This is a genomic window from Streptomyces sp. DSM 116795 (genome assembly GCF_055792905.1).
Genome location: NZ_CM147707.1, coordinates 6,715,065 through 6,741,095, shown reverse-complemented (window position 1 = coordinate 6,741,095; position 26,031 = coordinate 6,715,065). Strand labels below are relative to the sequence as shown.

24 protein-coding genes are annotated in these 26,031 nt (G+C 70.4%); 3 read left to right on the top strand and 21 right to left on the bottom strand.

Translation table 11 applies throughout. The annotated features are described in order from the left end of the window. Positions 1-14 precede the first annotated feature (14 nt). The 5 genes from ruvX to rpsD form a co-directional block, all read right to left on the bottom strand. Complete coding sequence (ruvX, locus tag ACSMXX_RS29220; protein WP_473181658.1) at positions 15-479, bottom strand: Holliday junction resolvase RuvX; 465 nt, start codon at positions 477-479, stop codon at positions 15-17. Beyond that, entirely contained in the window at positions 479-3,151 is a 2,673-nt protein-coding gene (alaS, locus tag ACSMXX_RS29215) for an alanine--tRNA ligase (protein WP_473181657.1), read from the bottom strand. Before alaS ends, ruvX begins: the two co-directional genes overlap by 1 nt. Next, a complete protein-coding gene (locus ACSMXX_RS29210; protein ID WP_473181656.1) occupies positions 3,151-3,495 on the bottom strand; it encodes a DUF6167 family protein in 345 nt (114 codons plus the stop codon). The genes alaS and ACSMXX_RS29210 overlap by 1 nt, the downstream gene beginning before the upstream one ends. Positions 3,496-3,502: 7 nt before the next feature. After that, the gene (locus ACSMXX_RS29205) at positions 3,503-3,946 is read right to left on the bottom strand and encodes a DUF948 domain-containing protein (protein ID WP_473181655.1); all 444 of its coding nucleotides are present in this window, start codon (positions 3,944-3,946) and stop codon (positions 3,503-3,505) included. 514 nt (positions 3,947-4,460) lie between these two features. Then, on the bottom strand, positions 4,461-5,087 hold the full coding sequence (gene rpsD / locus ACSMXX_RS29200) for a 30S ribosomal protein S4 (protein WP_473181654.1): 627 nt from the start codon (positions 5,085-5,087) through the stop codon (positions 4,461-4,463). A 38-nt stretch (positions 5,088-5,125) separates the two neighbouring features. Between rpsD and ACSMXX_RS29195 the strand changes: the two genes are divergently transcribed. Continuing rightward, positions 5,126-5,977 carry a DUF2470 domain-containing protein gene (locus tag ACSMXX_RS29195; protein WP_473181653.1) on the top strand — a complete coding sequence of 284 codons (852 nt, stop codon included), beginning with the start codon at positions 5,126-5,128 and terminating at the stop codon, positions 5,975-5,977. 43 nt (positions 5,978-6,020) lie between these two features. Here the strand turns inward: ACSMXX_RS29195 and ACSMXX_RS29190 are convergent, their stop codons facing one another. The 4 genes from ACSMXX_RS29190 to ACSMXX_RS29175 form a co-directional block, all read right to left on the bottom strand. Further along, positions 6,021-7,418 carry a replication-associated recombination protein A gene (locus tag ACSMXX_RS29190; protein ID WP_473181652.1) on the bottom strand — a complete coding sequence of 466 codons (1,398 nt, stop codon included), beginning with the start codon at positions 7,416-7,418 and terminating at the stop codon, positions 6,021-6,023. Positions 7,419-7,472: 54 nt separating this feature from the next. After that, positions 7,473-8,108 (bottom strand): vitamin K epoxide reductase family protein, encoded by a 636-nt coding sequence (locus ACSMXX_RS29185; RefSeq protein ID WP_473181651.1) that lies wholly within the window; start codon positions 8,106-8,108, stop codon positions 7,473-7,475. A 68-nt stretch (positions 8,109-8,176) separates the two neighbouring features. Beyond that, the gene (gene hisS, locus ACSMXX_RS29180) at positions 8,177-9,439 is read right to left on the bottom strand and encodes a histidine--tRNA ligase (protein WP_473181650.1); all 1,263 of its coding nucleotides are present in this window, start codon (positions 9,437-9,439) and stop codon (positions 8,177-8,179) included. A gap of 10 nt (positions 9,440-9,449) precedes the next feature. Next, the gene (locus tag ACSMXX_RS29175; RefSeq protein WP_473181649.1) at positions 9,450-10,166 is read right to left on the bottom strand and encodes an MBL fold metallo-hydrolase; all 717 of its coding nucleotides are present in this window, start codon (positions 10,164-10,166) and stop codon (positions 9,450-9,452) included. A 221-nt stretch (positions 10,167-10,387) separates the two neighbouring features. Between ACSMXX_RS29175 and ACSMXX_RS29170 the strand changes: the two genes are divergently transcribed. Then, positions 10,388-11,218: a peptidylprolyl isomerase gene (locus ACSMXX_RS29170; RefSeq protein WP_473181648.1), complete on the top strand. Its 831-nt coding sequence runs from the start codon at positions 10,388-10,390 to the stop codon at positions 11,216-11,218. Between the two features lie 161 nt (positions 11,219-11,379). Further along, positions 11,380-12,612: a DUF349 domain-containing protein gene (locus ACSMXX_RS29165; RefSeq protein ID WP_473181647.1), complete on the top strand. Its 1,233-nt coding sequence runs from the start codon at positions 11,380-11,382 to the stop codon at positions 12,610-12,612. Positions 12,613-12,773: 161 nt separating this feature from the next. Here ACSMXX_RS29165 and ACSMXX_RS29160 read toward each other — a convergent pair whose 3' ends face one another. From ACSMXX_RS29160 to ACSMXX_RS29105, 12 genes are all read right to left on the bottom strand, one after another. Beyond that, complete coding sequence (locus ACSMXX_RS29160) at positions 12,774-15,443, bottom strand: RelA/SpoT family protein (protein WP_473181646.1); 2,670 nt, start codon at positions 15,441-15,443, stop codon at positions 12,774-12,776. 150 nt (positions 15,444-15,593) lie between these two features. Next, positions 15,594-16,157 carry an adenine phosphoribosyltransferase gene (locus tag ACSMXX_RS29155; protein ID WP_473181645.1) on the bottom strand — a complete coding sequence of 188 codons (564 nt, stop codon included), beginning with the start codon at positions 16,155-16,157 and terminating at the stop codon, positions 15,594-15,596. A 17-nt stretch (positions 16,158-16,174) separates the two neighbouring features. Then, complete coding sequence (gene secF, locus ACSMXX_RS29150) at positions 16,175-17,386, bottom strand: protein translocase subunit SecF (protein WP_473181644.1); 1,212 nt, start codon at positions 17,384-17,386, stop codon at positions 16,175-16,177. A 1-nt stretch (position 17,387) separates the two neighbouring features. Further along, positions 17,388-19,139: a protein translocase subunit SecD gene (gene secD / locus ACSMXX_RS29145; RefSeq protein WP_473181643.1), complete on the bottom strand. Its 1,752-nt coding sequence runs from the start codon at positions 19,137-19,139 to the stop codon at positions 17,388-17,390. A gap of 128 nt (positions 19,140-19,267) precedes the next feature. Further along, a complete protein-coding gene (gene yajC, locus ACSMXX_RS29140) occupies positions 19,268-19,786 on the bottom strand; it encodes a preprotein translocase subunit YajC (protein ID WP_473181642.1) in 519 nt (172 codons plus the stop codon). Positions 19,787-19,949: 163 nt separating this feature from the next. Further along, positions 19,950-21,044 carry a Holliday junction branch migration DNA helicase RuvB gene (ruvB, locus tag ACSMXX_RS29135; protein WP_473181641.1) on the bottom strand — a complete coding sequence of 365 codons (1,095 nt, stop codon included), beginning with the start codon at positions 21,042-21,044 and terminating at the stop codon, positions 19,950-19,952. A gap of 159 nt (positions 21,045-21,203) precedes the next feature. Then, on the bottom strand, positions 21,204-21,836 hold the full coding sequence (gene ruvA / locus ACSMXX_RS29130) for a Holliday junction branch migration protein RuvA (RefSeq protein ID WP_473181640.1): 633 nt from the start codon (positions 21,834-21,836) through the stop codon (positions 21,204-21,206). Beyond that, positions 21,833-22,528: a crossover junction endodeoxyribonuclease RuvC gene (gene ruvC, locus ACSMXX_RS29125; protein WP_473181639.1), complete on the bottom strand. Its 696-nt coding sequence runs from the start codon at positions 22,526-22,528 to the stop codon at positions 21,833-21,835. Before ruvC ends, ruvA begins: the two co-directional genes overlap by 4 nt. 214 nt (positions 22,529-22,742) lie before the next feature. Further along, entirely contained in the window at positions 22,743-23,501 is a 759-nt protein-coding gene (locus ACSMXX_RS29120) for a YebC/PmpR family DNA-binding transcriptional regulator (protein ID WP_473181638.1), read from the bottom strand. Positions 23,502-23,668: 167 nt separating this feature from the next. After that, complete coding sequence (gene pdxT, locus ACSMXX_RS29115; protein ID WP_473181637.1) at positions 23,669-24,295, bottom strand: pyridoxal 5'-phosphate synthase glutaminase subunit PdxT; 627 nt, start codon at positions 24,293-24,295, stop codon at positions 23,669-23,671. An 81-nt stretch (positions 24,296-24,376) separates the two neighbouring features. After that, complete coding sequence (gene pdxS, locus ACSMXX_RS29110; RefSeq protein WP_473181636.1) at positions 24,377-25,345, bottom strand: pyridoxal 5'-phosphate synthase lyase subunit PdxS; 969 nt, start codon at positions 25,343-25,345, stop codon at positions 24,377-24,379. Between the two features lie 117 nt (positions 25,346-25,462). Beyond that, positions 25,463-26,014 (bottom strand): LemA family protein, encoded by a 552-nt coding sequence (locus ACSMXX_RS29105; protein ID WP_473181635.1) that lies wholly within the window; start codon positions 26,012-26,014, stop codon positions 25,463-25,465. Between the last annotated feature and the right edge of the window lie 17 nt (positions 26,015-26,031).

The window sequence follows — 26,031 nt, the reverse complement described above, 5'->3', positions numbered from 1 at the left end:
TTACCGTATCGCGATCAGACAACCACTTCGACGCATTCCCCGGGTGGGCTGCCTGACATCCGCTCAGTCTCCAGGGCGTTCTGCAGAATCACCACCGCCGCAGCCTGATCGATGCGGGAGCGGCCCTTCTTCGAGTTCACGCCGGACGCACGCATGTCCTGTGCAGCCGTGACTGTACTCATACGCTCGTCCACGAGCCGAACCGGCACCGGTGTGATCTTCCTCGCCAGCTCCTCCGCGAACGAACGGACCTTGGCCGCGGCCGGCCCCTCGCTGCCCTTGAGCGAACGGGGCAGGCCGGCCACGACCTCGATCGGTTCGTACTCGGTGACGAGCGCCGCCAACCGCCGCTGCGCCGCGGGCAGATCGCGCCCCGGCACCGTCTCGACCGGTGTCGCCAGCAGCCCGTCGGGGTCACTGCTCGCGACGCCGATGCGGGCGTCGCCGACGTCGACGGCGAGACGGCGGCCACGGCGCATCAGGCGCCGGCGCTCTCTGTCACGAGCCGTTCGACTGTGGCGATGGCGTCGTCCACGGCGCCGGCGTTCTGGCCGCCGCCCTGGGCGACGTCGGGCTTGCCGCCGCCCCCGCCGCCGAGCGTCTTTGCGGCGCCGCGCACCAGGTCACCGGCCTTGAGGCCACGGTCGCGTGCGGCGTCGTTCGTGGCGATGACGGTCAGCGGCCGGCCCCCCGTGACGGCGAACAGCGCGACGACGGCGGGACGTGAGCCCGGGATGCGCTGGCGGACGTCGAGCACGAGGGTGCGCAGGTCCTCCGCGGCGGTGCCGTCCGGCACGCGCGCGGCGGCCAGGGCCACGCCCCGTACGTCCGTCGCGCCCTGGGCGATGCCGGCGGCGGCCTGCAGCACCTTCTCGGCGCGGAAGCGCTCGATCTCCTTCTCGGCGTCCTTCAGCCGGGTCACCATCGAGGAGATCCTCTCGGGCAGCTCCTCGGGGCGGCCCTTGAGAAGGTCCGTGAGCTGGGAGACCACGGTGTGCTCGCGGGCGAGGAACTTGTAGGCGTCGACTCCGACGAGAGCCTCCACGCGCCGCACGCCGGAGCCGATGGAGGCCTCGCCCAGCAGCTTGACGAGGCCGAGCTGGGCGGTGTTGTGGACGTGGGTGCCGCCGCACAGCTCCTTGGAGAAGTCGCCGATGGTCACCACGCGTACCCGTTCGCCGTACTTCTCACCGAACTCGGCGAGCGCGCCCTGCTTCTTGGCGTCGTCGATGCCCATGTACTCGGCGGACACGTCGAGTTCGCGGGCCAGCACCTCGTTGATCTTCTGCTCGACGTCCGTGAGGACGGCGCCCGGCACTGCCGAAGGCGACCCGAAGTCGAAGCGGAAGCGGCCGGGCGAGTTCTCCGAACCGGCCTGGGCGGCGGTCGGGCCCAGAGCGTCGCGAAGGGCCTGGTGGGTGAGGTGCGTCGCGCTGTGGGCGCGGGCGATGGAGCGGCGCCGGTCCACGTCGATCTGAGCGTGCGCGGAAGCGCCGACGGTCACCTCTCCGACCTGGACCACGCCCTTGTGCACCGAGACGCCCGTGACGGGCTGCTGCACGTCCCGGACCTCGACCACCGCGCCGTTCTCCAGCCGGATGCGTCCGGTGTCGGCGAGCTGTCCGCCACCCTCGGCGTAGAAGGGCGTGCGGTCGAGGACGACTTCGACCTCGTCGCCCTCGTGGGCGGCGGGCGAGGAGACGCCGTCGACGAGCAGGCCGACGACGGAGGCCTCGTCACCGGTGTGCTTGTAGCCGGTGAAGTCGGTGGCGCCGCTGCCGTCCGCGATCTCGCGGTACGCGGAGAGGTCGGCGTGGCCCTGCTTCTTGGACCTCGCGTCGGCCTTCGCGCGGTCGCGCTGCTCCTGCATCAGCCGCCGGAAGCCCGCCTCGTCGACGGAGAGGCCCTGTTCGGCGGCCATCTCCAGCGTGAGGTCGATGGGGAAACCCCAGGTGTCGTGCAGCAGGAAGGCCTTCTCACCGGCCAGGACCGTGCTGCCGACGGCCTGGGTCTCGCTGACGGCGGTGTCCAGGATGTTGGTGCCCGAACGCAGCGTCTTGAGGAAGGCCGCCTCTTCGGCGAGGGCGACGGTCTCGATGCGCTTGCGGTCGGTTTCGAGCTCCGGATACTGCGGAGCCATGGCCTTGATGACGGTGTCCGTCAGTTCGGCGACGGTCGGACCGCTCGCGCCGAGGATGCGCATGTTGCGGATGGCACGGCGCATGATGCGGCGAAGCACGTAGCCGCGGCCCTCGTTGCCGGGGGTGACGCCGTCGCCGATGAGCATGACGGCGGTGCGGATGTGGTCGGCGACCACGCGCAGCGAGACGTCGGTGTGCTCGGCGTCGCCGTAGCGCACACCGGTCAGTTCGGTGGCCTTGTCGAGCACCATGCGCGAGGTGTCGATCTCGTACATGTTGTGCACGCCCTGCAGGATCATCGCCAGGCGCTCGAAGCCGAGGCCCGTGTCGATGTTCTGGCTGGGCAGGTCGCCGATGATCGGGTAGTCCTTGCCCTGACCGGGACCGCGCTCGTACTGCATGAACACCAGGTTCCACAGCTCGACGTAGCGCTCGTCGTTGACCGCGGGGCCGCCCTCGGGGCCGAACTCGGGACCTCGGTCGTAGTTGACCTCCGAGCAGGGACCGCAGGGGCCGGGGACGCCCATGTCCCAGTAGTTCTCCTCCTTGTCCAGGCGCTGGATGCGCTCGGCGGGGACGCCGACGACGTCGCGCCAGATGCGCTCCGCCTCGTCGTCCTCCTCGTAGACGGTGATCCACAGCCGCTCCGGGTCGAGCCCGTAACCCCCGTCGTCCTGCGGTGTGGTCATCAGCTCCCAGGCGAGCTTCGCGGCGCCTTCCTTGAAGTAGTCGCCGAACGAGAAGTTGCCGCACATCTGGAAGAACGTGCCGTGCCGGGTGGTCTTGCCGACCTCTTCGATGTCCGGCGTACGCACGCACTTCTGCACGCTGGTGGCGCGGTCGTACGGCGCCTTGACCTCGCCCAGGAAGTACGGCTTGAAGGGGACCATGCCCGCGTTGACGAGCAGCAGCGTCGGGTCGTCCGCGATCAGCGACGCCGACGGCACGACGGTGTGCCCCCGCTCCTCGAAGAAGCGCAGCCAGCGGCGGCGGATTTCAGCCGACTCCATCAGTGGTCCTCGTTTCGGTCGTACGGTCGGTCGGGGCCCTGCCGGTGGTGTGCAGAGCCCAGTTGCGGTCTGCGGGTCTGGGCGGGGAGGCCCGGGCCGCCCGCCTGGTCGGGCGGTGGGGCGTCGAGCCCCAGAGCGTCGTTCAACTCGCCCTCCCGCTGGGCCATTCCGGCCTTCACGTCCAGGGCGAAGTCCTTGAGGCGGTGGCCCGTGTCGACGGCCTTGCCTGCCGCACGGACGGCCAGCGCGTCGGGGGCGAGGGAGCGCAGCTTGCGCTGCACTTTGGCGGTGGCCCACACGCCGGCTGCGGCGCCGGTGGTGAACCAGAAGGCTCGGCGGAACATCTGCGGATCAGCCCTTCCCTCGCATGCGCCCGCGCCCGCCGCGCCGGGCACCCGGCAGGGTGCGGCTCACGACGACGGGTGGCGGCGTCTGCTGTGCCGGTACGTCCTTCTTCCGCCTCAGCGCGCGCCGTACGCCATAGCCGAAGGACGCGACCTTCACCAGCGGCCCACCGAATGTGGTGGAGACGGTCGAGGAGAGTGCCGAGGCGTTGGAGGTGACCTCCTGGACGTCGGAGGCGATCGCGTCCACCCGGTCCAGCTGCGTCTGGGCGGAGCGCACGGTCGCGGACGCCTCTCCCAGGAGCGGCACGGCCTGCTCCGTCACGCCCGTCACCAGCTTGGTGGCCGCCTTGAGCGTCTGCGCGAGCCTCACCAGCACCACGGCGAGGAACGAGACCAGAATCGCCCAGAAGACGGCCACGAGGAGACCGGCCACCTCTCCACCGGACACGCTGCACCGCTTCCCTCGGGTCCTACGGGGTCTGCCGCCGCTCCTGGCTGCGCTCGCTCGCGGACCGCATCCGGCACCCGTCCCGGGCAGCGGCGGCTGTACCCCGAGCCTATCGCGCCGCCGGGCCCGGTTCGTACCGCATAAACGACGGCATCGGAGCAGGAGGGAGGGCGTGCGCTCCGCCGGCGGAGCACTGGGGCGGCAGGCACCGCGGGCACGGGACGCGGCCGGACGGCATCCCGAAGAGACTTGCTTGGCAGGCGGGTTGACCGGGGGTTCGGCCAACGCACCGCCGGCCGGGACCGGTTGAGGTCCCCGGGTACGCGGCAGCCCGCCGTGCCGGCGCCCGGCGGGGAGGCCGGGCGCACGCGGAGGCAGGCGGGCTGTGCCGTCGAGTTGCGGTCTGAGAGCGCTGGAACCGGGAGGGCGCGCGCGGGAGGCGGCGCGAGGGCGGGTCGCCGCGCGGGACGGGTGCGCCGCCCGGGCAGTGGAGCCCTCTCTCGCGCCTGCGGCCTCAGCGTGCGTAGTACTCGATGACCATCTGCTCGTCGCAGACCACAGGAATCTCCTTGCGGTTGGGCGCGCGGTCCAGACGGAAGGCGAGCGCCTCCAGGTTGACCTCCAGGTACCGCGGGATCTCGCCGTCAGGAGCGTATCCGCCCTCGCGCGCGACCAGGAAGGGGTGCTTGGTACGGCTGCGCTCGCGGACCTGCACGACGTCGTCGGGCTTGAGCCTGTAGGAGGGCTTGTCGACCTTCCGGTCGTTCACCGCGATGTGGCCGTGCACGACCATCTGACGGGCCTGGTAGATGGTGCGGGCCAGACCTGAGCGGAGCACGAGCGCGTCGAGGCGGCGCTCCAGCTCGATGACGAGCTGGTCGCTGGTCTTGCCGCCCGTCTTGCGGGCGCGCTCGTAGGCGCGGACCATCTGCCGCTCGCTGATGTCGTACTGGGCACGCAGCCGCTGCTTCTCCAGCAGCCGGACCTTGTAGTCGCTGTTCTGCTTGCGGCCCCGGCCGTGCTCGCCCGGAGGGTAGGGCCGGTGCTCGAAGTACTTCACGGCCTTCGGGGTCAGCGCGATGCCGAGGGCACGCGACTTCTTGACCTTGGGACGCGACTGGTTCACTGAACGGACCTCCATGTAAGTTAGGTGAGGCTTACCTTAGCGGAGGAGAACGTATGTTTCGACCTGGGATTCCCCGCACCGGCACCGATTCCGGCCGGGGACAGCCGCGTCCCGTGGAAGACGCCCGGGCACCCACTGCCGCGGAGCGCGTACGGACCCTCGTGGAATCCAGCGTATCGGCCGTGCTCGACATTCCGTCGGCCCGGCCGCCGGAACCCGCAGCGCTCGGACACGGCAGCCCGGAGGCGCGGGCCGTCACGGAGGACGGTGACGTGGTCCTCCTGGTCCCCGCCTCGTCACCTGCCGCGCAGCTCGCCGGGCGCGCAAGCGGCGACGAGGTCACTGCGGTGATGGAAATCACCGACGTGGCGCCGGTGGCGGTGCCGCACCGGGTACGGGGCCGGGCCTGGGTCGCGGGCTGGCTCACGCCCGTCGCCGCCGGAGAACGCGCCGCTCTCGCGCGGCTGATCGCGGCACGGCACCCGGCCGGGCCGCCGGCGGCCGATGTGGCGTGGCTGCTGCTGCGGCTGGAGGTCGGCGAGGCGTACGTCGACGATCTGTGGGGCGCGGAAGCCGTCGAGCCCGACGACTTCGCAGCGGCGGAACCCGATCCGCTGGCGCCCCACGAGGCCGAACTGCTGCAGCATCTGGCCTCCTCGCACGACGATCAGATGCGCACCCTGTGCGGGCTGCTGGGCGAGACCGGACCGGCGTGCGCCGCGGCGGGGGCACAGGCGGTGCCTCTCTCCGTCGACCGGTACGGGATGCGGGTGCGCTTCTGCGGACTCGAGGGGCATCAGCCCGGCGCGTGCTTCGACGCCCGGTTCGAATTCCCGGACCCGGTCGACGATGTGGCTCAGCTGCGGCAGGCGATGCGTCTGCTCTTCGAAGCCGCGGCGCAGTAGCGGAACGGGGGACGGCAACGGACGGATCAGCTCCGGAGCGTGGTCATTCCGCCGCGGGCTTGGGGGACTCAGGTGACTCCTGGGGTGCGGGGCCCGTGCCGCGCAGCCGTTCGCGGACGCGTTCGGCCACCTCGGCATAGCGGGCCTCGGCGCCATACCGCGTCGGTTCGTAGTAGCGCTTGCCGTGGATCGCGTCCGGCGCGTACTGCTGTGCGGCGATGGCGCCGGGGAGGTCGTGCGGATACTGGTAGCCCTTGCCGTGCCCGAGTTTCGCGGAGCCCTGGTAGTGGCTGTCGCGCAGGTGCGGCGGGACGGGGCCGGCCAGCCCTTCGCGTACATCGGCGAGGGCCGCGTCCATGGCCATGTAGGCGGCGTTCGACTTGGGCGCCAGCGCCAGGGCCACGACCGCGTGGCCGAGCGTGATACGGGCCTCCGGGAAGCCGATCATGGCGACCGCCTGCGCCGCCGCCACCGCCGTCTGCAGCGCGGTCGGATCGGCGAGGCCGATGTCCTCGCTGGCCGAGATCATCAGGCGGCGCGCGATGAAGCGGGGGTCCTCCCCCGCATCGACCATGCGTGCCAGATAGTGCAGCGCCGCGTCGACGTCCGAACCCCGGATGGACTTGATCAGCGCACTCGCGACGTCGTAGTGCTGGTCGCCGTCGCGGTCATAGGCGACCGCCGCCCGGTCGACAGCCTCCTCCAGCGTCGCCAGGGTGACCTTGGACTCGTCCTTGGCGAGCGCCGCGCCCGCACCGGCCTCCAGCGCGGTCAGCGCGCGCCTGGCGTCCCCGCCCGCGATACGCAGCAGATGGGCCTCAGCCTCCGCGGGAAGCGTGACCGAACCGCCAAGGCCGCGCTCCTCCGCGACGGCGCGGCGGACCAGGGAGCGCACATCCTCCTCGGTGAGCGCCTCCAGCGTCAGCAGCAACGACCGCGACAGCAGCGGCGAGATCACCGAGAAGTACGGATTCTCTGTCGTCGCCGCGATCAGCGTGACCCAGCGGTTCTCCACCGCGGGCAGCAGGGAGTCCTGCTGGGCCTTGCTGAAGCGGTGGATCTCGTCGAGGAAGAGGACGGTGTCCTTGCTGTACGCACCCGAGGAGCGGCGCGCGCTCTCGATGACGGCGCGCACCTCCTTCACGCCCGCGGTGATGGCCGACAGCTCCACGAAACGCTTGTCGGTGGCCTGGCTGACGACATACGCGAGGGTCGTCTTGCCGGTGCCCGGCGGGCCCCACAGCATCACCGAGGAAGGCCCGGCGGGGCCGCCGCCGCTCTCACCCACGAGCCGGCGCAGCGGAGAGCCGGGGCGCAGCAGATGCTGCTGGCCCACGACATCGTCCAGGGTCTGCGGGCGCATCCGTACGGCCAGGGGGCTGGCGGACGGATCCCGCGCCTGACGTTCCTCTGCGGCCGCGGTGAACAGGTCGGGTTCCACGCCAGGAACCCTAAATCAACGCTCTGACAACGGCGGCGGGGCCGCCCCTGGTCCTCAGCCCGTCCAGAACTCCCACCAGCGCACCAGGATCAGCAGCCCGATGACGCCGATGTGCAGCACGGGCAGCACCCATGGGAACTCGTCCAGGAAGCCCCGCACCGGCGCGGGCGCGGGCAGGTGGCCGTGACGTACGTTGTGCGCCGTCACATACCAGAACATGATGATCGTGGCCGCCCACGCGAGGCAGCACCACAGGCACAGGGCGCCGATGTCGTACAGCGACTGGTACATGAGCCAGGTGCAGAACCCGACGCCGAAGAGCGTGCCCGCGTTGAACGTGAGCCAGTACCAGCGCGGGAAGCGCGCCCGCGCGAGCAGGCTCATCCCCACGCAGATGACCACCGCGTACGCCGCGATGCCGATCATCGGGTTCGGCACCCCGAAGGCCTCGGCCTGCTCGCTCTTCATGATGTTGCCGCAGGAGATGACCGGGTTGAGGCTGCACGCGGGCGTGAAGTCCGGGTTCTCCGCCAGCTTGATCTTGTCCAGGGTGATCACCCAGGACGCCAGCAGACCCGCGGCCGCCGTGATCAGCAGCATCCAGGCGAAGGCACGTCCGGTGCCGACGACGCCCTCCGAGGGCTCGTCCGTGCCGGTGCGCGCGTCGTCGAGGGGTGCCGTCATGGTCATAAGCCCTTGATCCCGTCGTCGGTCCTCTGCCCCGTGTGCAGCTCAATTGTGCACCAAGGCCCGCACCCTCAGCGGAGTTTCCCGGCCACCTCGGCGACCACACCGTCGAGTGGTACGGCGGTCTGCTCACCGCTGTGCAGATCCTTCAGCTGGGCCACTCCCTGAGCCAGATCCCGCTCCCCGGCCAGCAGCGCGAAGCGCGCACCGGAACGGTCGGCGGACTTCATGGCGTTCTTCATGCCCTTGCCGCCGTAGGCGAAGTCGGCGGCCACGCCGTCCCGGCGCAGCTCGGTCACCACCCGGAAGAGCGCACGGCGCGCCTCCTCACCGATCGGGACCGCGAACACGTCGGTGGCGGCGGGCAGTTCGAGCTCGACTCCCTCCGCGCGCAGGGCCAGCACCGTACGGTCGACGCCCAGCGCCCAGCCCACCGACGGCAGGGGCGGGCCGCCGATCATCTCCGACAGGCCGTCGTAGCGGCCGCCGCCGCCGACGGCGGACTGCGAGCCGAGTCCGTCGTGCACGAACTCGAAGGTGGTGCGCGTGTAGTAGTCGAGACCGCGCACCAGGCGCGGGTCGTCCTCGTAAGAGACGCCCGCCGACGTCAGGAGTTCACGCACCTGCTCGTGGTACGACTTGCAGGCCTCGCACAGGTGGTCCCGCATCATCGGCACGTCCGTGAGCTGCCGCTGCACACTCTCCCTCTTGTCGTCCAGCACCCGCAGGGGGTTGATCTCGACACGGCTGCGAGTGTCCTCGTCCAGGTCGAGCCGGCGCAGGAACTCCTGAAGCGCCGCGCGGTACACGGGGCGGCACTCCTTGTCCCCGAGGGAGTTGAGCAGGATGCGGAAGTCGCGCAACCCGAGTGAGCGGTACGCATCGTGCGCGAGGATCACCAACTCGGCGTCCAGGGAAGGGTCTTCGGCGCCGATCGCCTCGGCACCGACCTGGGAGAAGTGCCGGTAGCGGCCCTTCTGCGGGCGCTCGTAGCGGTAGTACGAGCCCGAATACCACAGCTTGACCGGGAGGTTGCCGCTCTTGTGCAGGCTGGCCTCCAGGGCCGCGCGCAGCACGGAGGCGGTGCCTTCGGGGCGCAGGGCCAGTTCGTCGCCGCCCTTGGTGGTGAGGGTGTACATCTCCTTGGTGACGATGTCGGTGGACTCGCCGACACCTCGGGCGAACAGCTCGACCTGCTCGAAACCGGGTGTCTCGGTGTATCCGTAGCCGGCGCGGCGCAGCGGCGCGGAGAGCGCCTCACGCACCGCGAGGTAGTCCGCGGACCGGGGCGGGATGAGGTCGTAGGTGCCCTTGGGGGCCTTGAAGGTGGTCACGGAAGTCGGGTCACATTCCTCGTCGCGGGGCGGCGCTCGTACCGCCGCCGCCCGGCCCGGCGGCCACCTGCCGCATGAAGGGGTTGGTGGCGCGCTCCTGGCCGATGGTCGTCTGGGGGCCGTGGCCCGAGAGCACCACGGTCTCGTCCTGGAGCGGCAGGCACACTCGTGCCAGCGACTGCAGGATCTCCTCGTGGTCGCCCCCGGGGAGGTCGGTACGTCCGACGGAGCCGGCGAAGAGCAGGTCGCCCGAGAAGAACACCGGTGGCACATCTGCCTGTTCGGGCATCCGGAACGTCACCGACCCCTTCGTATGGCCCGGCGCGTGTGTGACGGTCAGCTCCAGCCCGGCCAGCCGCAGCGTGGCGCCGTCGGTCAGCTCCTCGATGTCGTCCGGCTCCCCCACGGTCAGCTCGCCCATGAGCGGCTGGCCGATGCTGCGGCCCAGCGCCTTCTCCGGGTCGCTCATCATGTAGCGGTCCTCGGGGTGGATCCAGGCGGGCACGTCGTGCGCGCCGCACACCGGCACGACCGAGGCGACATGGTCGATGTGTCCGTGGGTCAGCACGACGGCGACCGGCTTCAGCCGGTGCTTTTCGACGGCCTCCTGGACGCCTTCGGTGGCCTGGTGGCCAGGGTCGATGATCACGCACTCCTCGCCGGCGGCGGGGGCGACCAGATAGCAGTTGGTCCCCCAGGCCCCGGCGGGGAACCCGGCAACGAGCACGATCGTCCTTCATTCGTCCGGAAATCGGTCACGGCGGCCGGGACGTCCTGCCCGGGAACCGCCGGATGCCTGCGGCGATCCGCGCAACCCGCCCCGCCGATCAGGCTGATCACAGCCTACCGGCGGCGGCCCGGACGCCGCGAACCCGTATACGGTACGGGCGGACTCTGGTACGTACGCACGCATCCCCACGCAGGCACGGCCCGAAGGAGAAGCCCCCCGTGGTCAGCAGCGAACAGCGCAGAAAGCAGCTCGCACGCGAGAAGTACCTGAGACAGCAGGAGAGGCGCGCGGCACGCCGGCGACGGGCACGCCTGCGGAACATCGGGATCGCCCTCGCCGCGGCACTGGTGCTCGGGGCGGGCGCGGCCTACGCGGTGTCCGGCGGCCTCGGCCGCGACGAGGCGAAGAAGAAGGACTCCTCGAAGGACTCCGCGACGAAGAAGCCCGCGGACCCCTGTGACAAGCCCGCCGGGGGCAAGCCGAACGGCAAGACGTGGAAGAAGGAACCCGCCCTCGATGTCGACGAGTCCGCGACGTACGCGATGACGCTGGAGACGACGTGCGGCGAGATCGGCGTCGACATGGACGCCTCGAAGACGCCGCGCACGGTCAACTCCTTCCGCTTCCTCGCCGGTGAGAGCTTCTTCGACCACACCGAGTGCCACCGGCTGGTCGACGCGAGCATCCACGTCCTGCAGTGCGGCGACCCCCTGGCCACCGGAAAGGGCGGCCCGGGCTACACGCTGCCGGACGAGAACCTGAAGGACCCGCGAGTGCAGGACGGCACGTACCCGGCGGGCACGGTCGCAATGGCGAACAGGTACGACGAGCGGACCAAGAAGGGCCGGGACACGGGAGGCAGCCAGTTCTTCCTCGTCTTCGAGGACAGCAAGCTCCCGCCGGACTTCACTCCGTTCGGAAAGATCACAAAGGGAATGGGCGTGCTGAAGAAGATCGCCGAGGCCGGTTCGACGCCGGATCCGCAGACCCGGAACACCCCGCCGAATGCGACCGTGGTGATCGACAAGGCCACGGTTCGCAAGTCCTGAACCGGCGGAGCCGTATACGGACACTGCCCTTCGCGTGCACAATTTCGCTCCGCCCGCATGCGGACAGCGCGGGCGCCGTTCGCCTATGTTGGCAATGACGAGATCTGTGGACGATGCCGGGGGGCCCGCACCCAGCCTGGGCATCTTGTGGAGGAGGCGCTGTGAGCAGCGACCCGTCGTGGGGCCGCGTCGATGAGGCGGGGACCGTTTACGTGCGTACAGCCGACGGCGAGAAGGTCGTCGGATCGTGGCAGGCAGGCTCTCCGGAGGAAGCGCTCGCCTACTTCACGCGCAAGTACGAGGGTCTGGTCGTGGAGATCAGCCTCCTGGAGAAGCGCGTGAAGACCACGGATCTGTCCGCCAGGGACGCCACCACCGCGATCGAGCATCTGCGGGAACAGGTCGACGCGCATCACGCCGTCGGCGATCTCGACGCACTCGGCAAGCGGCTCGACGCCCTGACCGTCGCGGTGGACAAGCGCCGCGAGGAGCGCAAGGCGGAGAAGGCACAGCAGAACGAGCGGGCCCGCCAGTCCAAGGAGGAGCTGGTCGCAGAGGCGGAGGAGCTCGCGCAGAGCGAGCAGTGGCGGGCCGCCGGCGAGCGGCTGCGCGCCCTGGTCGAGAGCTGGAAGCGCCTGCCGCGGCTCGACCGCAAGACGGACGACGAGCTGTGGCGCCGCTTCTCCCATGCGCGCTCCGCATTCTCCAAGCGGCGCAAGGCACACTTCGCGCAGCTCGACGCGCAGCGCGAGGAGGCCCGTCAGCGCAAGGAGAAGCTGGTGGCCGAGGCCCAGGCTCTCTCCGACTCCCGCGAATGGGGCTCCACCGCCGCGAAGTACCGCGATCTGATGCAGGAGTGGAAGGCCGCCGGACGTGCGCAGCGGGAGCACGAGGAGGACCTGTGGCAGCGCTTCCGCGGCGCCCAGGACGTCTTCTTCCAGGCCCGCAGCGAGGTGTTCGCGGAGCGCGACGTCGAGCAGCGGGAGAACCTGGCCCGCAAGGAGGAGCTGGTCGCCGAGGCCGAGAAGCTGCTTCCGGTCAGTGACCTCAAGACGGCCCGCGGAGCCTTCCGTGCCGTCAACGAGCGCTGGGACGCCGTGGGTCATGTGCCCCGTGACGCCCGGGCCAGGATCGAGGGCCGTATGCACGCCGTCGAGCGGGCGATCCAGGAGGCCGAGGAGTCCGAGTGGCGCCGTACGAACCCGGAGGCGCGGGCACGCGCGGCGGGGCTGACGGGCCAGCTGCAGGATGCCGTCGACAAGCTGCGCGACCAGGCCGAGAAGGCCCGCGCGTCGGGGAACACGGCCAAGGCGGAGAAGCTGGAGAAGGAGCTGGCCGGCCGCCAGGAGCTGCTGGACCAGGCGATGAAGGGCCTGGAGGAGTTCGGCGGCTGAGGAGCGGGCCGGGACTGCCGGGCCGGTTGGCTACGGGCCCGTCGGCGGTCTCGTCCTGATCAGGCTGGTGATCCGCCCCCTAGCCCTTGCCCCTGCTGACCAGGCCGGCGATCGGACCTGGGTGCCGCAGCTCCCGTTCCGGCCGGTGGCCGCTCTCCGCCTCAGGACGGCCTGCGTGCCGAGGTCACCCGGTAGACGTCGTAGACGCCCTCCACGCCGCGCACCGCCTTCAGTACGTGCCCCAGATGCTTGGGGTCCCCCATCTCGAAGGTGAAGCGTGAGGTGGCGACCCGGTCCCGCGAGGTCTGCACGGCCGCCGAGAGGATGTTGACGTGCTGGTCGGAGAGGATGCGTGTGACGTCCGAGAGCAGCCGGGAGCGGTCCAGCGCCTCGACCTGGATGGCGACGAGGAAGACCGAGGACTGGCTGGGCGCCCACTCCACGTCGATGATCCGCTCGGGCTCCTTGGTCAGGGAGTCGACGTTGACGCAGTCGGTGCGGTGTACCGAGACGCCGTTGCCGCGGGTCACGAAGCCGATGATCGGGTCGCCGGGCACGGGCGTACAGCACCGGGCCAGCTTGACCCACACATCGTCCACGCCCTTGACCACGACGCCCGGGTCGGAGTTCGCTCGCCGCTTGGCGCGGCGCGTGGCGGCCGGCATGGGCGGGGCAGTCTCGGCCAGGTCCTCGTTAGCGGCGTCCTCACCGCCGAGGGACTGCACGAGCTTCTGCACGACGCTCTGCGCGGACATGTGGCCCTCGCCGATGGCCGCGTAGAGGGCGGAGATGTCGGCGTAGCGCATCTCGTGAGCGAGCGTGACGAGTGAGTCGCCGGTGAGGATGCGCTGGATCGGCAGGTTCTGCTTGCGCATGGCACGGGCGATGGCGTCCTTGCCATGCTCTATGGCCTCGTCGCGGCGCTCCTTGGTGAACCAGGCGCGGATCTTGTTGCGGGCCCGGGGCGACTTCACAAAACCCAGCCAGTCGCGGGAGGGCCCCGCACCGGCGGACTTGGAGGTGAAGACTTCGACGGTGTCGCCGTTGTCCAGGGTGGATTCCAGCGGCACCAGACGGCCGTTGACGCGCGCCCCGATGGTGCGGTGCCCGACCTCGGTGTGGACGGCGTAGGCGAAGTCGACAGGGGTGGCCTCCGCGGGCAGCGCGATGACGTCGCCCTTCGGTGTGAAGACGAAGACCTCGTTGCGGGAGAGGTCGAAGCGCAGCGACTCCAGGAACTCGCCCGGGTCCTCCGTCTCCTTCTGCCAGTCCAGCAGCTGCCGCAGCCAGGACATGTCGTTGACGTGCTCGTCGCCCTTGCCGGTGCCCTTGGGGACGTCCGTACGCACCTTCGAGGCTCCGGCGACGGCCTGCTGCTTGTACTTCCAGTGGGCCGCGATGCCGTACTCGGCGCGGCGGTGCATGTCGAAGGTGCGGATCTGCAGTTCGACGGGCTTGCCCCCGGGCCCGATGACCGTCGTGTGGAGCGACTGGTACATGTTGAACTTGGGCATCGCGATGTAGTCCTTGAACCGGCCGGGGACCGGATTCCACCGGGCGTGCACGGTGCCCAGGGCTGCGTAGCAGTCGCGGACGGTGTCCACCAGGACGCGGATCCCGACCAGGTCGTAGATCTCCGCGAAGTCCCGGCCGCGGACGATCATCTTCTGGTAGACGCTGTAGTAGTGCTTGGGGCGGCCGGTGACGGTGGCCTTGATGCGGGCGGCCCGCAGGTCGGCCTGTACCTCGTCGGTGACGACGGCCAGATACTCGTCCCGCTTCGGCGCCCGCTCGGCCACCAGCCGCACGATCTCGTCGTACATCTTGGGGTAGAGGATCGCGAAGGCGAGGTCCTCCAGCTCCCACTTGATGGTGTTCATGCCCAGCCGGTGCGCGAGCGGAGCGAAGATCTCCAGGGTCTCCCGGGCCTTCTGCTCCTGCTTCGCCCGCTTCAGATAGCGCATGGTGCGCATGTTGTGCAGCCGGTCGGCGAGCTTGATGACCAGCACCCGGGGGTCCTTGGCCATGGCGACGACCATCTTGCGTACGGTCTCGGCCTGTGCGGCTTCGCCGAACTTGACCTTGTCCAGCTTGGTGACGCCGTCGACGAGGAGGGCGACCTGCTCGCCGAAGTCACGGCGGAGGGTGTCCAGGCCGTACTCGGTGTCCTCGACTGTGTCGTGCAGCAGCCCCGCCATCAGCGTCGCCGGGTCCATGCCCAGCTCCGCGAGAATGGTGGTGACCGCGAGCGGGTGCGTGATGTACGGGTCGCCGCTCTTGCGCTTCTGGCCCCGGTGCCAGCGCTCGGCGACCTGGTAGGCGTGCTCGATCTGGCGGAGAGTCGCGGACTCGATCTTCGGGTCGTTGCCGCGCACTATCCGCAGCAGCGGCTCCAGGACGGGATTGAAGGGGCTGGAGCGCTGCACACCGAGGCGGGCCAGACGCGCCCGTACGCGGTTGGAGGAACCGGAGCGGCCCGAGACGCCGGAAACAGCTCGGGCCGGGGCCACTCGTTCGCTGTGTGCCTCTCCGTCGGGGGCCTCCGACGACGGGCCGGTAGAGGTGCGGTCGTCGACGGCTGTCCCTCCGGCGCCGGACGGGCTGCCGGCCCTGTCCGCCTTCCCCTCCCTGGCGGGGTCGCCGCCTCTGCCGCCGTCGCTGCGCTGTGAACCGGCGGGCGGACCGGATCCTGCGTGCTCACGGGGCGCCGGGCCCTCGGTGCCGTCCCGAGGAAGCCTGTCCGCGGCCGCGGCGAGAGCGCCGGGCCCGCCGGGCTCGGCGTCGTGACGCTGCGCTGCGGTGTGCGGCTGGGCCTCGTCTGGCAAGAGCACTCCTCGTTGGACCCCAGGTCGGACTGCCATGGTATCGACCCCGGCGGTACCCCTGCCGCGCAGCCGGTCGTGCGGCCACAGCGAAAGGCGGTCACCCGTGTCTCGTGGGGAGAACGTACCGGGTGACCGCCTTGTGGTGTCCGCTCGTGGTCAGACCGTGACCAATGCGTCCAAGGGGGCGTCGCGCAGCGCGGGCTTCAGCCGGTCGCGGCCACCGAGGAAGGCGAGCTCCATCAGGACGGCTATGCCGGCGACGTGTGCCCCCGCTCGCCGTACGAGCTGCAGTGCCGCATCGGCCGTGCCGCCGGTGGCCAGCACGTCGTCGATGATCATCACCCTGTCGTCGGGGGCGAGGTCCTCGGCGTGGACCTCCATCTCGGCGGTGCCGTACTCCAGCTCGTAAGACTGCGCCAGGGTCGCGCCGGGCAGCTTGCCTGCCTTCCGTACGGGGATGAAGCCCAGACCTGCCCGCACGGCCACCGGTGCGGCCAGGATGAAACCCCGCGCTTCCAGGCCGACGACCTTGGTGGCGCCGCGCTGGGCGCAGACACCCGCGAGGGTGTCGGTGAGCACCGCGAACGCCTCGGGGTCGGCCAGCAGCGGCGTGATGTCCTTGAACATCACGCCCGGCACCGGGTAGTCCGCCACGTCCCGGATACGGCCGAGGAGCATCTCCCGTACGGCATCGGGGACGGCCGGCTCGGGCTCGCTCATGCTGACTGCCACCTCGTTCACCTGCGCTTTCCGGACGGACGGTTGCGGTTGCGGTTACGCGAGGGCGGCTGACGGCGCTGGGCGGGGGAACCGGAGGGCTCGTTCCGGCCGCCGCGGGGTCCGACGACTCCGGCGCCGGCGGGCGCGGTGCCGTCGTCCGGGGCCTGCACACTGCCGTGGCCCGGGCCGGGGAAGCCGTCCTGCGGGGCCGGACCGTCGCCGGGACCGTCCTCGCCCTGCTCCTCCCTGCCCTCGCGGTCCTCGCTCTTGAGGCGCTTGGCCTTGACGCGCCTGGCCAGCGCCTTGATCTGCGGCTCGCGCTCCTTGAAGTCGGCCACGAGCGGCGTGGCGATGAAGATCGAGGAGTACGCACCGGCTGCGAGGCCGACGAAGAGGGACAGGGCGATGTCGTTGAGCATGCCGCCGCCCAGCAGGCCACCGCCGATGAAGAGCAGCCCCGCGACGGGGAGCAGCGCGACGACCGTGGTGTTGATGGACCGCACCAGGGTGGAGTTGATGCTCCGGTTGGCGATCTCGCTGTAGGTGTACTTCGTCTGCTTGGTGACGTTCCGGCTGCTCTCTCTCAGGCTGTCGAACACGACGACGGTGTCGTAGAGCGAATAACCGAGAATCGTCAGCAGACCGATGACGGTGCCTGGCGTGACTTCGAAGCCGACGAGCGAATAGATGCCGACGGTGATCGTGATGTCGTGGATCAGGGCGATGAGCGCCGCCAGCGCCATTCTCCATTCGAAGGCGATGGCGAGATAGATCACCACGAGGATCATGAAGATCCCCAGCCCCAGCCATGCCTTGTTGGCGATCTGCTCGCCCCAGCTGGGACCGACGAGCTGAGTGTCGATCTTGTTGGGATCGACCTTGAGCTGGCCCGAGAGGGACTCCTTGACCTCCGTCGACTTGGCCGTGTCCAGACCCGCGATCTGGATGCGCATGCCGCCGTTGCCCAGCTGCTGGACGATCGCCGGGTGGCCGGACTCCTCCTCCACGGTCTCCTTCGTCTGCTGGACGGAGGCGGTGGTCTTGGGCGTGGTGAGCACCGCGCCGCCCTCGAACTCGATGCCCATGTTGAGTCCGCGCACCGCGAGGCCCACGATCGCCGTGATCGTGATCAGGATGGAGACGCCGTACCAGAGCTTGCGCTTGCCGATGAAGTCGTAGCCGACGTCACCGCGGTAGAGCCGGGCACCGATGTTGCCGAGTCGCGACATCTCATGCCTCCTTCAGGTCGGTGCTGACGGCGGACGCGCGTCGGCCGCGGCGCAGTGGCGGTTTGGCTCCGAGTCTGGTCGGGTCGAGACCGGACCAGGGGTTCCCGCTGGAGAAGAACTTGGTGCGGGCCAGCACCGTCATCAGCGGCTTGGTAAAGAAGAAGACGACGACGACGTCCAGCAGCGTGGTCAGCCCGAGAGTGAACGCGAACCCCTGCACCTTGCCGACCGTGACGATGAAGAGCACGGCGGCGGCGAGGAACGACACGAAGTCGGAGACGAGGATCGTGCGCCGGGCACGTGGCCAGCCGCGCTCGACGGCGGGCCGCAGCGTGCGTCCCTCGCGGATCTCGTCGCGGATGCGTTCGAAGTAGACGATGAACGAGTCCGCCGTGATGCCGATGGCGACGATCGCGCCGCACACGGCCGGGAGGTTCAGCGCGAAGCCGATCGCCGGGCCGAGCAGCGACATGATCGTGTATGTCAGGGCCGCGGAGACGAGGAGGCTGAGGATCGCGATGAGGGACAGCCCTCGGTAGTACGCGATCAGATACACCACCACGAGGGCGAGCCCGATGGCACCGGCGATGAGCCCGGCCGCGAGCTGGTCGCTGCCGAGCGCCGGGGTCACCGTCGTGACGTCCGACTCCTCGAAGGTGAGCGGCAGAGCGCCGTAGGAAAGGATGTTGCCCAGCTCCTCGGCGGACTGCTGATTGAAGCTGCCGGAGATCTCGGCGTTGGACGAGAGCCGCTGGCTCACGGAGGGCGCGGAGACGACCTCGCCGTCCAGGGCGATCGCGAACTGGTTCTGCGGCTGCTGCTTCTTGGAGAGCTTCCCTGTGGTGTCGCCGAAGTCCTTGGAGCCCTTGCCGTCGAAGGACATCGTGACGATCCACTGGCCGCGCGTCTGGTCGAACTGGGCCTTGGCGTCGGTGACGTTCTTGCCCTCGACCCCGACCGGCCCCAGAACGTACTTGATCTTCTCCTTGGCGTCGCACGCGAGAACCGGCTCACCCGACTTCGCGGCGGACGCCTGCTCACTCACCTTGGCCCTGTCCTGCTTGCCGTTGCAGTCGAGCTTCTGGAACTTCTTCGCGAACTCCGGCGGGACGCCCGGAGGCTGCTGTTGCTGCGGCGGGGCGGTGGGCGGCGCCGTCGGCTTGGGGCTGGGCTTGTCGTCCGCGGGCGCGGCCTTCGCCTTGAGGCCGTCGGTCACCGCGCGGCCCTGGTCCTGGTCGCCCTGTCCGCTGCTCTGCCCGCCCTGACCGTCCTGGCCGTTCTGCTTCTCGCCCGACGGCGGCTTGGACGGGGACTGGGACGGCGGCTGCTGAGGCTGCTGGGTGGACGGCGCGTATGTCAGCACCGGGCGGAAGGCCAGCTTGGCGGTCGTGCCGACCTGCTCCCGGGCCTGCTTCTCGTTCGTACCGCGGGGGATGTTGGCGATGATGTGCCTGTCGCCCTGGGTCTGGACCTCGGCCTCCTGGACCCCCAGACCGTTGACCCGCCGCTCGATGATGCCCACGGCGGTGTTCATGTTGGTCTGGTTGATCGCGTTCGGCTTCCCCGGCTGGTTCTTGGCCTCAAGGGTGATGCTCGTGCCGCCGGCGAGATCGATGCCGAGCCGGGGGGTGTCGTGCCCGGAGAAGAACATTCCCCCGGTCATCCCCACCAGGGCCAGCAGGATCAGCGTCAGCGAGCGCCATGGTTTCGCGTGTGCGCCCTGGCTCCTGCGGCCTTTCTTCGGTGCTGCCACCTTCGCGTCTCTCCTGTCCCAGCAGCCGGTGCCGGCCCAGGAGTTGAGTGGGGCCGCCACGCGGCGCACAAATGGTCTGCGGACGTGCTCCGCCGCCGGGCCCGGTCAGTGGCCCGGCGGCGCCGACCTTACTCGGAGTCGGTGCCCTTCCGCTTGGCGTCCTCGGGCTGGTCGTCACCCTTGGCCTGCTCGTCCTTCGCGTCGGACGCGGCGCGCCGCGCGTCGCCGTCGGCTCCGGTGTCGTCGCCGTCCTCGTCGTCGGACTTGGCGAAGTCGACCTTGGAGCCCTCGGCGCGCTCGTCGTCCGAGGTGAGGGAGGAGGCGTCGTCCGGGACGACGGTTTCGCCGATCTCGAGGTCGCTGGGCGAGGCGTTCACGATCCGCTCGTACTCCTCCTGCTCGAGCACGGCGCCGACGGCGTTCTTGGCGTAGAGGGCGTGCGTGCCGGGAGCAACCTCAAGGAGGACCGTGTCATCGCGGATCTCCTTGACGGTGGCGTACATGCCGCCGATCGTCCGGACACCGGTGCCCGGCGTCATCGCGTCACGCATCTGGGCGGCCTTGCGCTGCTTGTTCTTGGCGGACCGCGTCATCAGGAACATGGCCCCGATGAGCACGATGAAAGGGAGGAGAGTAACGATATTCACGGCGGGAGAGAGTCCTTCGCACGACCGCGTCTCAGCGGCCTGGATTTCGGGGTGGGCGTGCCGCCTGTAAAGGGACGGCGCTGGCGGAGTCTAAGCGAGCCCTCGCCAATGGAACAACGTCAAGCGTGGCACAGGGGTTCCTGACCCGTCTCCCCCGTGCACATCACTCTCCCAGGAGACCTTGCCGGCCGGTGCCCGGCGGGGAATCCGGGGGCTGCGGGGGCCTTGCCAGCCCCAGGTGATCCCACGCCGCCGGGGTGGCGATCCGGCCGCGCGGCGTCCGGGCCAGCAGCCCCTCCCGTACGAGGAAGGGCTCGGCCACCTCCTCCACGGTCTCCCGCTCCTCCCCCACCGCGACGGAGAGCGTGGAGAGGCCGACGGGGCCGCCGCCGAAGAGCTTCACCAGCGCGCCGAGGACCCCCCGGTCCAGCCTGTCCAGGCCGCGTTCGTCCACCTCGTACACCGCGAGGGCACGGGAGGCGATATCGCGGTCGATGACGCCGTCGGCCTTGACCTGGGCGTAGTCGCGGACGCGGCGCAGCAGGCGGTTGGCGATGCGGGGCGTGCCGCGGGACCGGCCGGCGATCTCGGCGGCGCCCTCCGCGTCCGTACGCACCTCCAGCAGCCGCGCGGAGCGGTGGACGACCTGCTCCAGCTCGCCGGGCTCGTAGAACTCCATGTGAGCGGTGAATCCGAACCTGTCGCGCAGCGGCGGCGGCAGCAGCCCGGCCCGGGTGGTGGCGCCGACCAGGGTGAAGGGCGGCAGCTCCAGCGGGATCGCCGTGGCGCCGGGCCCCTTTCCGACGATCACGTCGACGCGGTAGTCCTCCATCGCCATGTAGAGCATCTCCTCGGCGGGCCGCGACATGCGGTGGATCTCGTCGAGGAAGAGGATCTCGCCCTCCTGGAGCGAGGAGAGGATCGCGGCGAGATCGCCGGCGTGCTGGATGGCGGGGCCCGAGGTGATGCGGATCGGAGCGCTCATCTCTGCGGCGATGATCATGGACAGTGTGGTCTTGCCCAGGCCGGGGGCACCCGAGAGCAGCACGTGGTCGGCCGTGCCTCCGCGCCTGCGCGCGGCCTTCAGTACGAGATCGAGCTGCTCCCGCACCTTCGACTGGCCGATGAACTCGCTCAGTTCCCTGGGGCGCAGCGCCGCCTCCACGGCGCTCTCGTCGTTCTCCGCCTCGGGCCCTACGAGGCGGTCGGTGCCGTCGGCCGCCGTGTCCGCGCCGCGGCCGTAGTCGTCGCCGTTCATGGCGCCTGCCTCCGCCTGTGGTGGTGCACGGGGCCGTGCACGGTCTGTGTGCGGCGATGCCTGTGGTGCGTGCAGCCGTACCTGTGGTCCGTACCTCCGTGCCCCTGGTGCGTGCCGCCGTCCTTGTTCCGCGTCGTGCCGCTCAGTGCCGCCCGCATCTCACCGCGCCCGGTTCAGCGTCTGCAGCGCCGCGCGCAGCAACTGCGGTACGGGCGGCTCCGCGCCGGCGGCCGCCGCCTCCTCGGCCTGCGGGGCGACGGCCGCCACGGCTTCGTCCGCCTCACGGATCGCGTACCCCAACCCGACGAGGGCGGAGTGGAGTTGGCCGCGCCAGCCGCCGCTCTGTGCGCCTGCCGCCTGCCCGGGAAGATGTGCGGCCGCCCCGGAGACGGGCCCGCCAAGGCGGTCCTTCAGCTCCAGCAGCAGCTTCTGCGCGCCCTTCTTCCCGATGCCGGGCACGGCCGTCAGCGCCTTCTCGTCGCCCCCCGAGACGGCAGCCCGCAGCGCGTCCGGCGAATGCACGGCGAGCATGGACTGGGCGAGGCGCGGACCGACGCCGCTCGCCGTCTGCAGCAACTCGAAGGTCTGACGGGCGTCTTCGTCCTCGAAGCCGTACAGCGTCAGCGAGTCCTCCCGTACGACGAGGGAGGTGGCGAGCTTGGCGTGCCTGCCGACGCGCAGCTGGGAGAGCGTGCCCGGCGTGCACTGCACGGCCATGCCCACACCGCCGACCTCGACGACTGCTGCGCCGGGTGCGAGCGAGGCGACGGTGCCGGAGACGAAAGCGATCATCGGGCGGTGCCTTTCGGGGCTTCAGGCGCTCTCGGGGGTCTGGACGCTCTCGGAGTTCCGGGCGTTTTTCGGGTTCCGGGCGCTTGCGCGGCGCCCGGCTCTCCCGCTGCTCGGCCGGGGCCGGGTCCATCTCCCGCCGAGACGGGGGCACTTGGCGGGTCGGCGGAAGCCGCCGCGTGCCTCGCGTGCGCCTGCTGGAGGCGGTTGAGGCGCTGCTGCACGGGGGCGCGCCAGATGTGGCAGATGGCGAGCGCGAGGGCGTCGGCGGCGTCGGCCGGGCGCGGCGGGGCGTCGAGCCGGAGCAGCCGCATTACCATGGTGCCCACCTGCGTCTTCTCCGCCCGGCCGGTGCCGGTGACGGCGGCCTTGACCTCGCTGGGCGTGTGCAGTTCGACGGGCAGGCCGCGGCGCGCGGCGCACAGCATCGCCACGGCTCCGGCCTGGGCCGTGCCCATGACCGTACGGACGTTGTGCTGGCTGAACACCCGCTCCACGGCGACGGCTTCGGGACTGTGCCGGTCCAGCCACTGCTCGACGCCCTGCTCGATCAGCAGAAGGCGCTCGGCGACGGACACGTCCGCCGGTGTGCGCACGACGCCGGCCGCCTTCATCGTCAGCGGCCTGCCGGCGACTCCCTCGACGACCCCGAGGCCGCAGCGGGTCAGCCCCGGATCGACACCGAGCACACGCACGCCCGTCCTCCTCGCTCACGCCTGCGGTTCCGACTGTGTTCCCGCAGGTTATCGGCAGGGACCGACAATCCCGTCGCAACGTACCGGCACGGGGTGCCTGAACGGCCCGGACGGCGACGGCAGTTAACGGTGGCGGCAGTGGACGACACGGCGTCGCGGCCGGACGCCCCCGGACGGCTGGCAGCATCGCCGTACGGCAGGGAGGGCGGAGGGCTCAGGCGTCGACCTTCGCCATGATGTCGTCGTCCACGTCGAAGTTGGCGAACACGTTCTGCACGTCGTCGCTGTCCTCGAGGGCGTCGATCAGCTTGAAGATCTTGCGCGCGCCTTCCTCCTCCAACGGCACCTGCACGCTGGGCAGGAAGCTGTTGTCGGCCGACTCGTAGTCGATGCCGGCGTCCACCAGCGCCGTGCGCACCGCGACCATATCGGTGGCTTCGCTGATGACCTCGAAGTTCTCACCGAGGTCGTTGACTTCCTCCGCCCCGGCTTCCAGAACGGCGGCGAGCACGTCGTCCTCGGCGAGACCGTCGTCGCCCTTGGGGACGATCACGACGCCCTTGCGGTTGAAGAGGTAGGAGACGGAGCCCGGGTCGGCCATGGAGCCGCCGTTGCGGGTCATGGCGACGCGTACGTCGGAGGCGGCGCGGTTGCGGTTGTCGGTGAGGCACTCGATGAGCACCGCGACGCCGTTGGGCCCGTAACCCTCGTACATGATCGTCTCGTAGTCGGCGCCGCCCGCCTCGAGACCAGCGCCGCGCTTGACGGCGCTGTCGATGTTCTTGTTGGGGACGGAGGACTTCTTCGCCTTCTGGATGGCGTCGAAGAGGGTCGGGTTGCCCTCCGGGTCGGCGCCGCCCGTGCGGGCCGCGACCTCGATGTTCTTGATCAGCTTGGCGAAGAGTTTGCCGCGCTTGGCATCGATCACGGCCTTCTTGTGCTTGGTGGTTGCCCACTTAGAGTGGCCGGACACAGCCTTGCTCCTTCGACGTCACCGACATGAACAGACGCGGAGATCCTACCGTCAGCGGTCCCGCGTGCTGACCGCCCCGCTCCCTCAGCCGGGGGACCGTCAGCGGCCTGCCCTTCCCGGACGCCGCGGGGCGGCACACAGGGCGGCCGGGCGGACACGTCCGGTGGTCAGGTGCCTGCGGCGCGCACCATCTCGACGAACATCGCGTGCACACGGTGGTCGCCCGTGAGTTCGGGGTGGAAGGACGTCGCCAGCAGGGCGTCCTGGCGTACGGCGACCGTGTGCCCGTCGTGCACGGCCAGGGTCTCGGCACGTGCTCCCGTCGACTCGACCCACGGTGCCCTGATGAAGACTCCGTCGACGGGGCCGCCGGCCACGCCCTTCACCTCGACCAGCGCCTCGAAGGACTCGTTCTGCCTGCCGAAGGCGTTGCGGCGGACGAGCATGTCGATGCCGCCGACGGTCTCCTGCTCGGTCCCCGGGGCCTGGCCCTCCCCGGCCGGCACCGGGGAGGTGCCGAGGATCTTGTCCGCGAGCAGGATCATCCCCGCGCAGGATCCGTACGCCGGCATGCCCGCCCGTACGCGCTCGCGCAGCGGCTCCATCAGGCCGAAGGCGACGGCCAGTTTGGAGATCGTCGTCGACTCGCCGCCGGGGACGACCAGTCCGTCGACCGCGGCGAGCTCCTCCGGCCGTCGCACGGCACGGGTGTGCGCACCCGCCGCGGCCAAGGCGGCGAAGTGCTCACGCACGTCGCCCTGGAGGGCGAGTACGCCGACGGTGGGAGTGCTCACGGACGGGTGCCTCTCGTACGGGTGCTGTATCTGCAGTCGTTCACCAAGCGGTGCCGGTGTCGGTGCCGGTCGCGGGGCCGGTCACCAGCCGCGGGAGGCGTATCGCTCTCCCTCGGGGAGGGTGTCGCAGTTGATGCCGACCATGGCCTCGCCGAGACCTCGTGAGGCATCGGCGATGATCTTCGGGTCGTCGTAGAAGGTCGTCGCCTTCACGATGGACGCCGCACGCTTCGCAGGGTCACCGGACTTGAAGATGCCGGAGCCCACGAAGACGCCTTCGGCGCCGAGTTGACGCATCAGCGCGGCGTCCGCCGGAGTGGCGACCCCGCCCGCGGAGAAGAGCACGACGGGCAGCTTGCCCAGCTCGGCGACCTCCCTGACCAGCTCGTACGGTGCGCGCAGCTCCTTGGCCGCGCCGTACAGCTCGTGGCTGTCCAGCGCCTTGAGCCTGCCGATGTCGCCGTTGATCTGACGCATGTGGCGCACGGCCTCGACCACGTTGCCGGTGCCTGCCTCGCCCTTGGAGCGGATCATGGCGGCGCCCTCGGAGATGCGGCGCAGGGCCTCGCCGAGGTTGGTGGCCCCGCACACGAACGGGGTGGTGAAGGCGAACTTGTCGCTGTGGTTGACCTCGTCGGCCGGCGTGAGGACCTCGGACTCGTCGATGTAGTCCACGCCCAGCGCCTGCAGGAGCTGCGCCTCGACGAAGTGGCCGATGCGGGACTTGGCCATCACCGGGATGGTGACCGCCTCGATGATCCCCTCGATCATGTCCGGGTCGGACATCCGCGCGACGCCGCCGTCCTTGCGGATGTCGGCGGGGACCCGCTCGAGCGCCATGACCGCGACGGCACCGGCGTCCTCGGCGATCTTCGCCTGCTCGGGCGTGACGACGTCCATGATCACGCCGCCCTTGAGCTGCTCGGCCATGCCGCGCTTGACACGGGCAGTGCCAGTCGCAGGGGCCTGAGCGGCGGACGTGGCAGAGGGCACGGAAGACGGGGTGGACACGTATGACCTCACTCGACGGTAAAAGTACGACAGGACCATGGTAGGTCCGCTCCATACACCGTCCGGGAGAGGGGTGGCCTTGGAAAAGGGCCAATCCGCCTGTGGTGGACTGCCCGCCGGCTCCCGCGGGCAGCGCGCCGCGCTCCCGTCCGGCGCCTACTGGGACGCTCCGTTGCCCCGGTCGGCGAGCGCCGGCGGTGGCTCGTCGTCCATCTCGAAGGCCAGCGGGAAGGGCGCGTAACCGGCGAGCCGCAGCCAGCGCACCGTCCGATGGCGCCGCAGCGCCCGCGCCGCACGCACGGCGTCGTTGTGGAAGCGCCGCGCCATCGGCACCCGGCGTACCGCCGCGGCCAGTTCGGCCGCCGTGTCCTCGCCGCCCGGCGCGGCCCGTACGGCCTCGACCTGCGCGCTCTCGTCGAAGACGGCGCGCAGCGCCTGGCTCAGCTCGCTCTCGGCGACCTCACGCTGCTCCTCCGGCGCCTGCCGGGCGTCGTGCGCGGCCTGGTAAAGGACCATCGACGCCGCGGGGTCGAGGACCCCGGCGGTGGCCAACTCCTGTGCGATGGACGCCCGTCGGAGCAGCTGCGCGTCGAGCGCGGCCCGTGCTGCGTCGATGCGCGCGTGCAGCCGGTCGAGACGCCCGGCCGTCCAGCTGAGATAGACGCCGATGAGGAGCACGGCTGCGACGAGCAGGATCAGAGTCGTCATGGTGGGCATCGCTACCG

Coding starts and splice junctions, on each gene's coding strand:
- ruvX (WP_473181658.1), bottom strand. CDS start 479: ATGCGCCGTGGCCGCCGTCTCGCCGTCGACGTCGGCGACGCCCGCATC.
- alaS (WP_473181657.1), bottom strand. CDS start 3,151: ATGGAGTCGGCTGAAATCCGCCGCCGCTGGCTGCGCTTCTTCGAGGAG.
- ACSMXX_RS29210 (WP_473181656.1), bottom strand. CDS start 3,495: ATGTTCCGCCGAGCCTTCTGGTTCACCACCGGCGCCGCAGCCGGCGTG.
- rpsD (WP_473181654.1), bottom strand. CDS start 5,087: ATGGAGGTCCGTTCAGTGAACCAGTCGCGTCCCAAGGTCAAGAAGTCG.
- ACSMXX_RS29195 (WP_473181653.1), top strand. CDS start 5,126: ATGTTTCGACCTGGGATTCCCCGCACCGGCACCGATTCCGGCCGGGGA.
- ACSMXX_RS29185 (WP_473181651.1), bottom strand. CDS start 8,108: ATGACCATGACGGCACCCCTCGACGACGCGCGCACCGGCACGGACGAG.
- ACSMXX_RS29155 (WP_473181645.1), bottom strand. CDS start 16,157: ATGAGCGAGCCCGAGCCGGCCGTCCCCGATGCCGTACGGGAGATGCTC.
- secF (WP_473181644.1), bottom strand. CDS start 17,386: ATGTCGCGACTCGGCAACATCGGTGCCCGGCTCTACCGCGGTGACGTC.
- ruvB (WP_473181641.1), bottom strand. CDS start 21,044: ATGAACGGCGACGACTACGGCCGCGGCGCGGACACGGCGGCCGACGGC.
- ruvA (WP_473181640.1), bottom strand. CDS start 21,836: ATGATCGCTTTCGTCTCCGGCACCGTCGCCTCGCTCGCACCCGGCGCA.
- pdxS (WP_473181636.1), bottom strand. CDS start 25,345: ATGGTCCTGTCGTACTTTTACCGTCGAGTGAGGTCATACGTGTCCACC.
- ACSMXX_RS29105 (WP_473181635.1), bottom strand. CDS start 26,014: ATGACGACTCTGATCCTGCTCGTCGCAGCCGTGCTCCTCATCGGCGTC.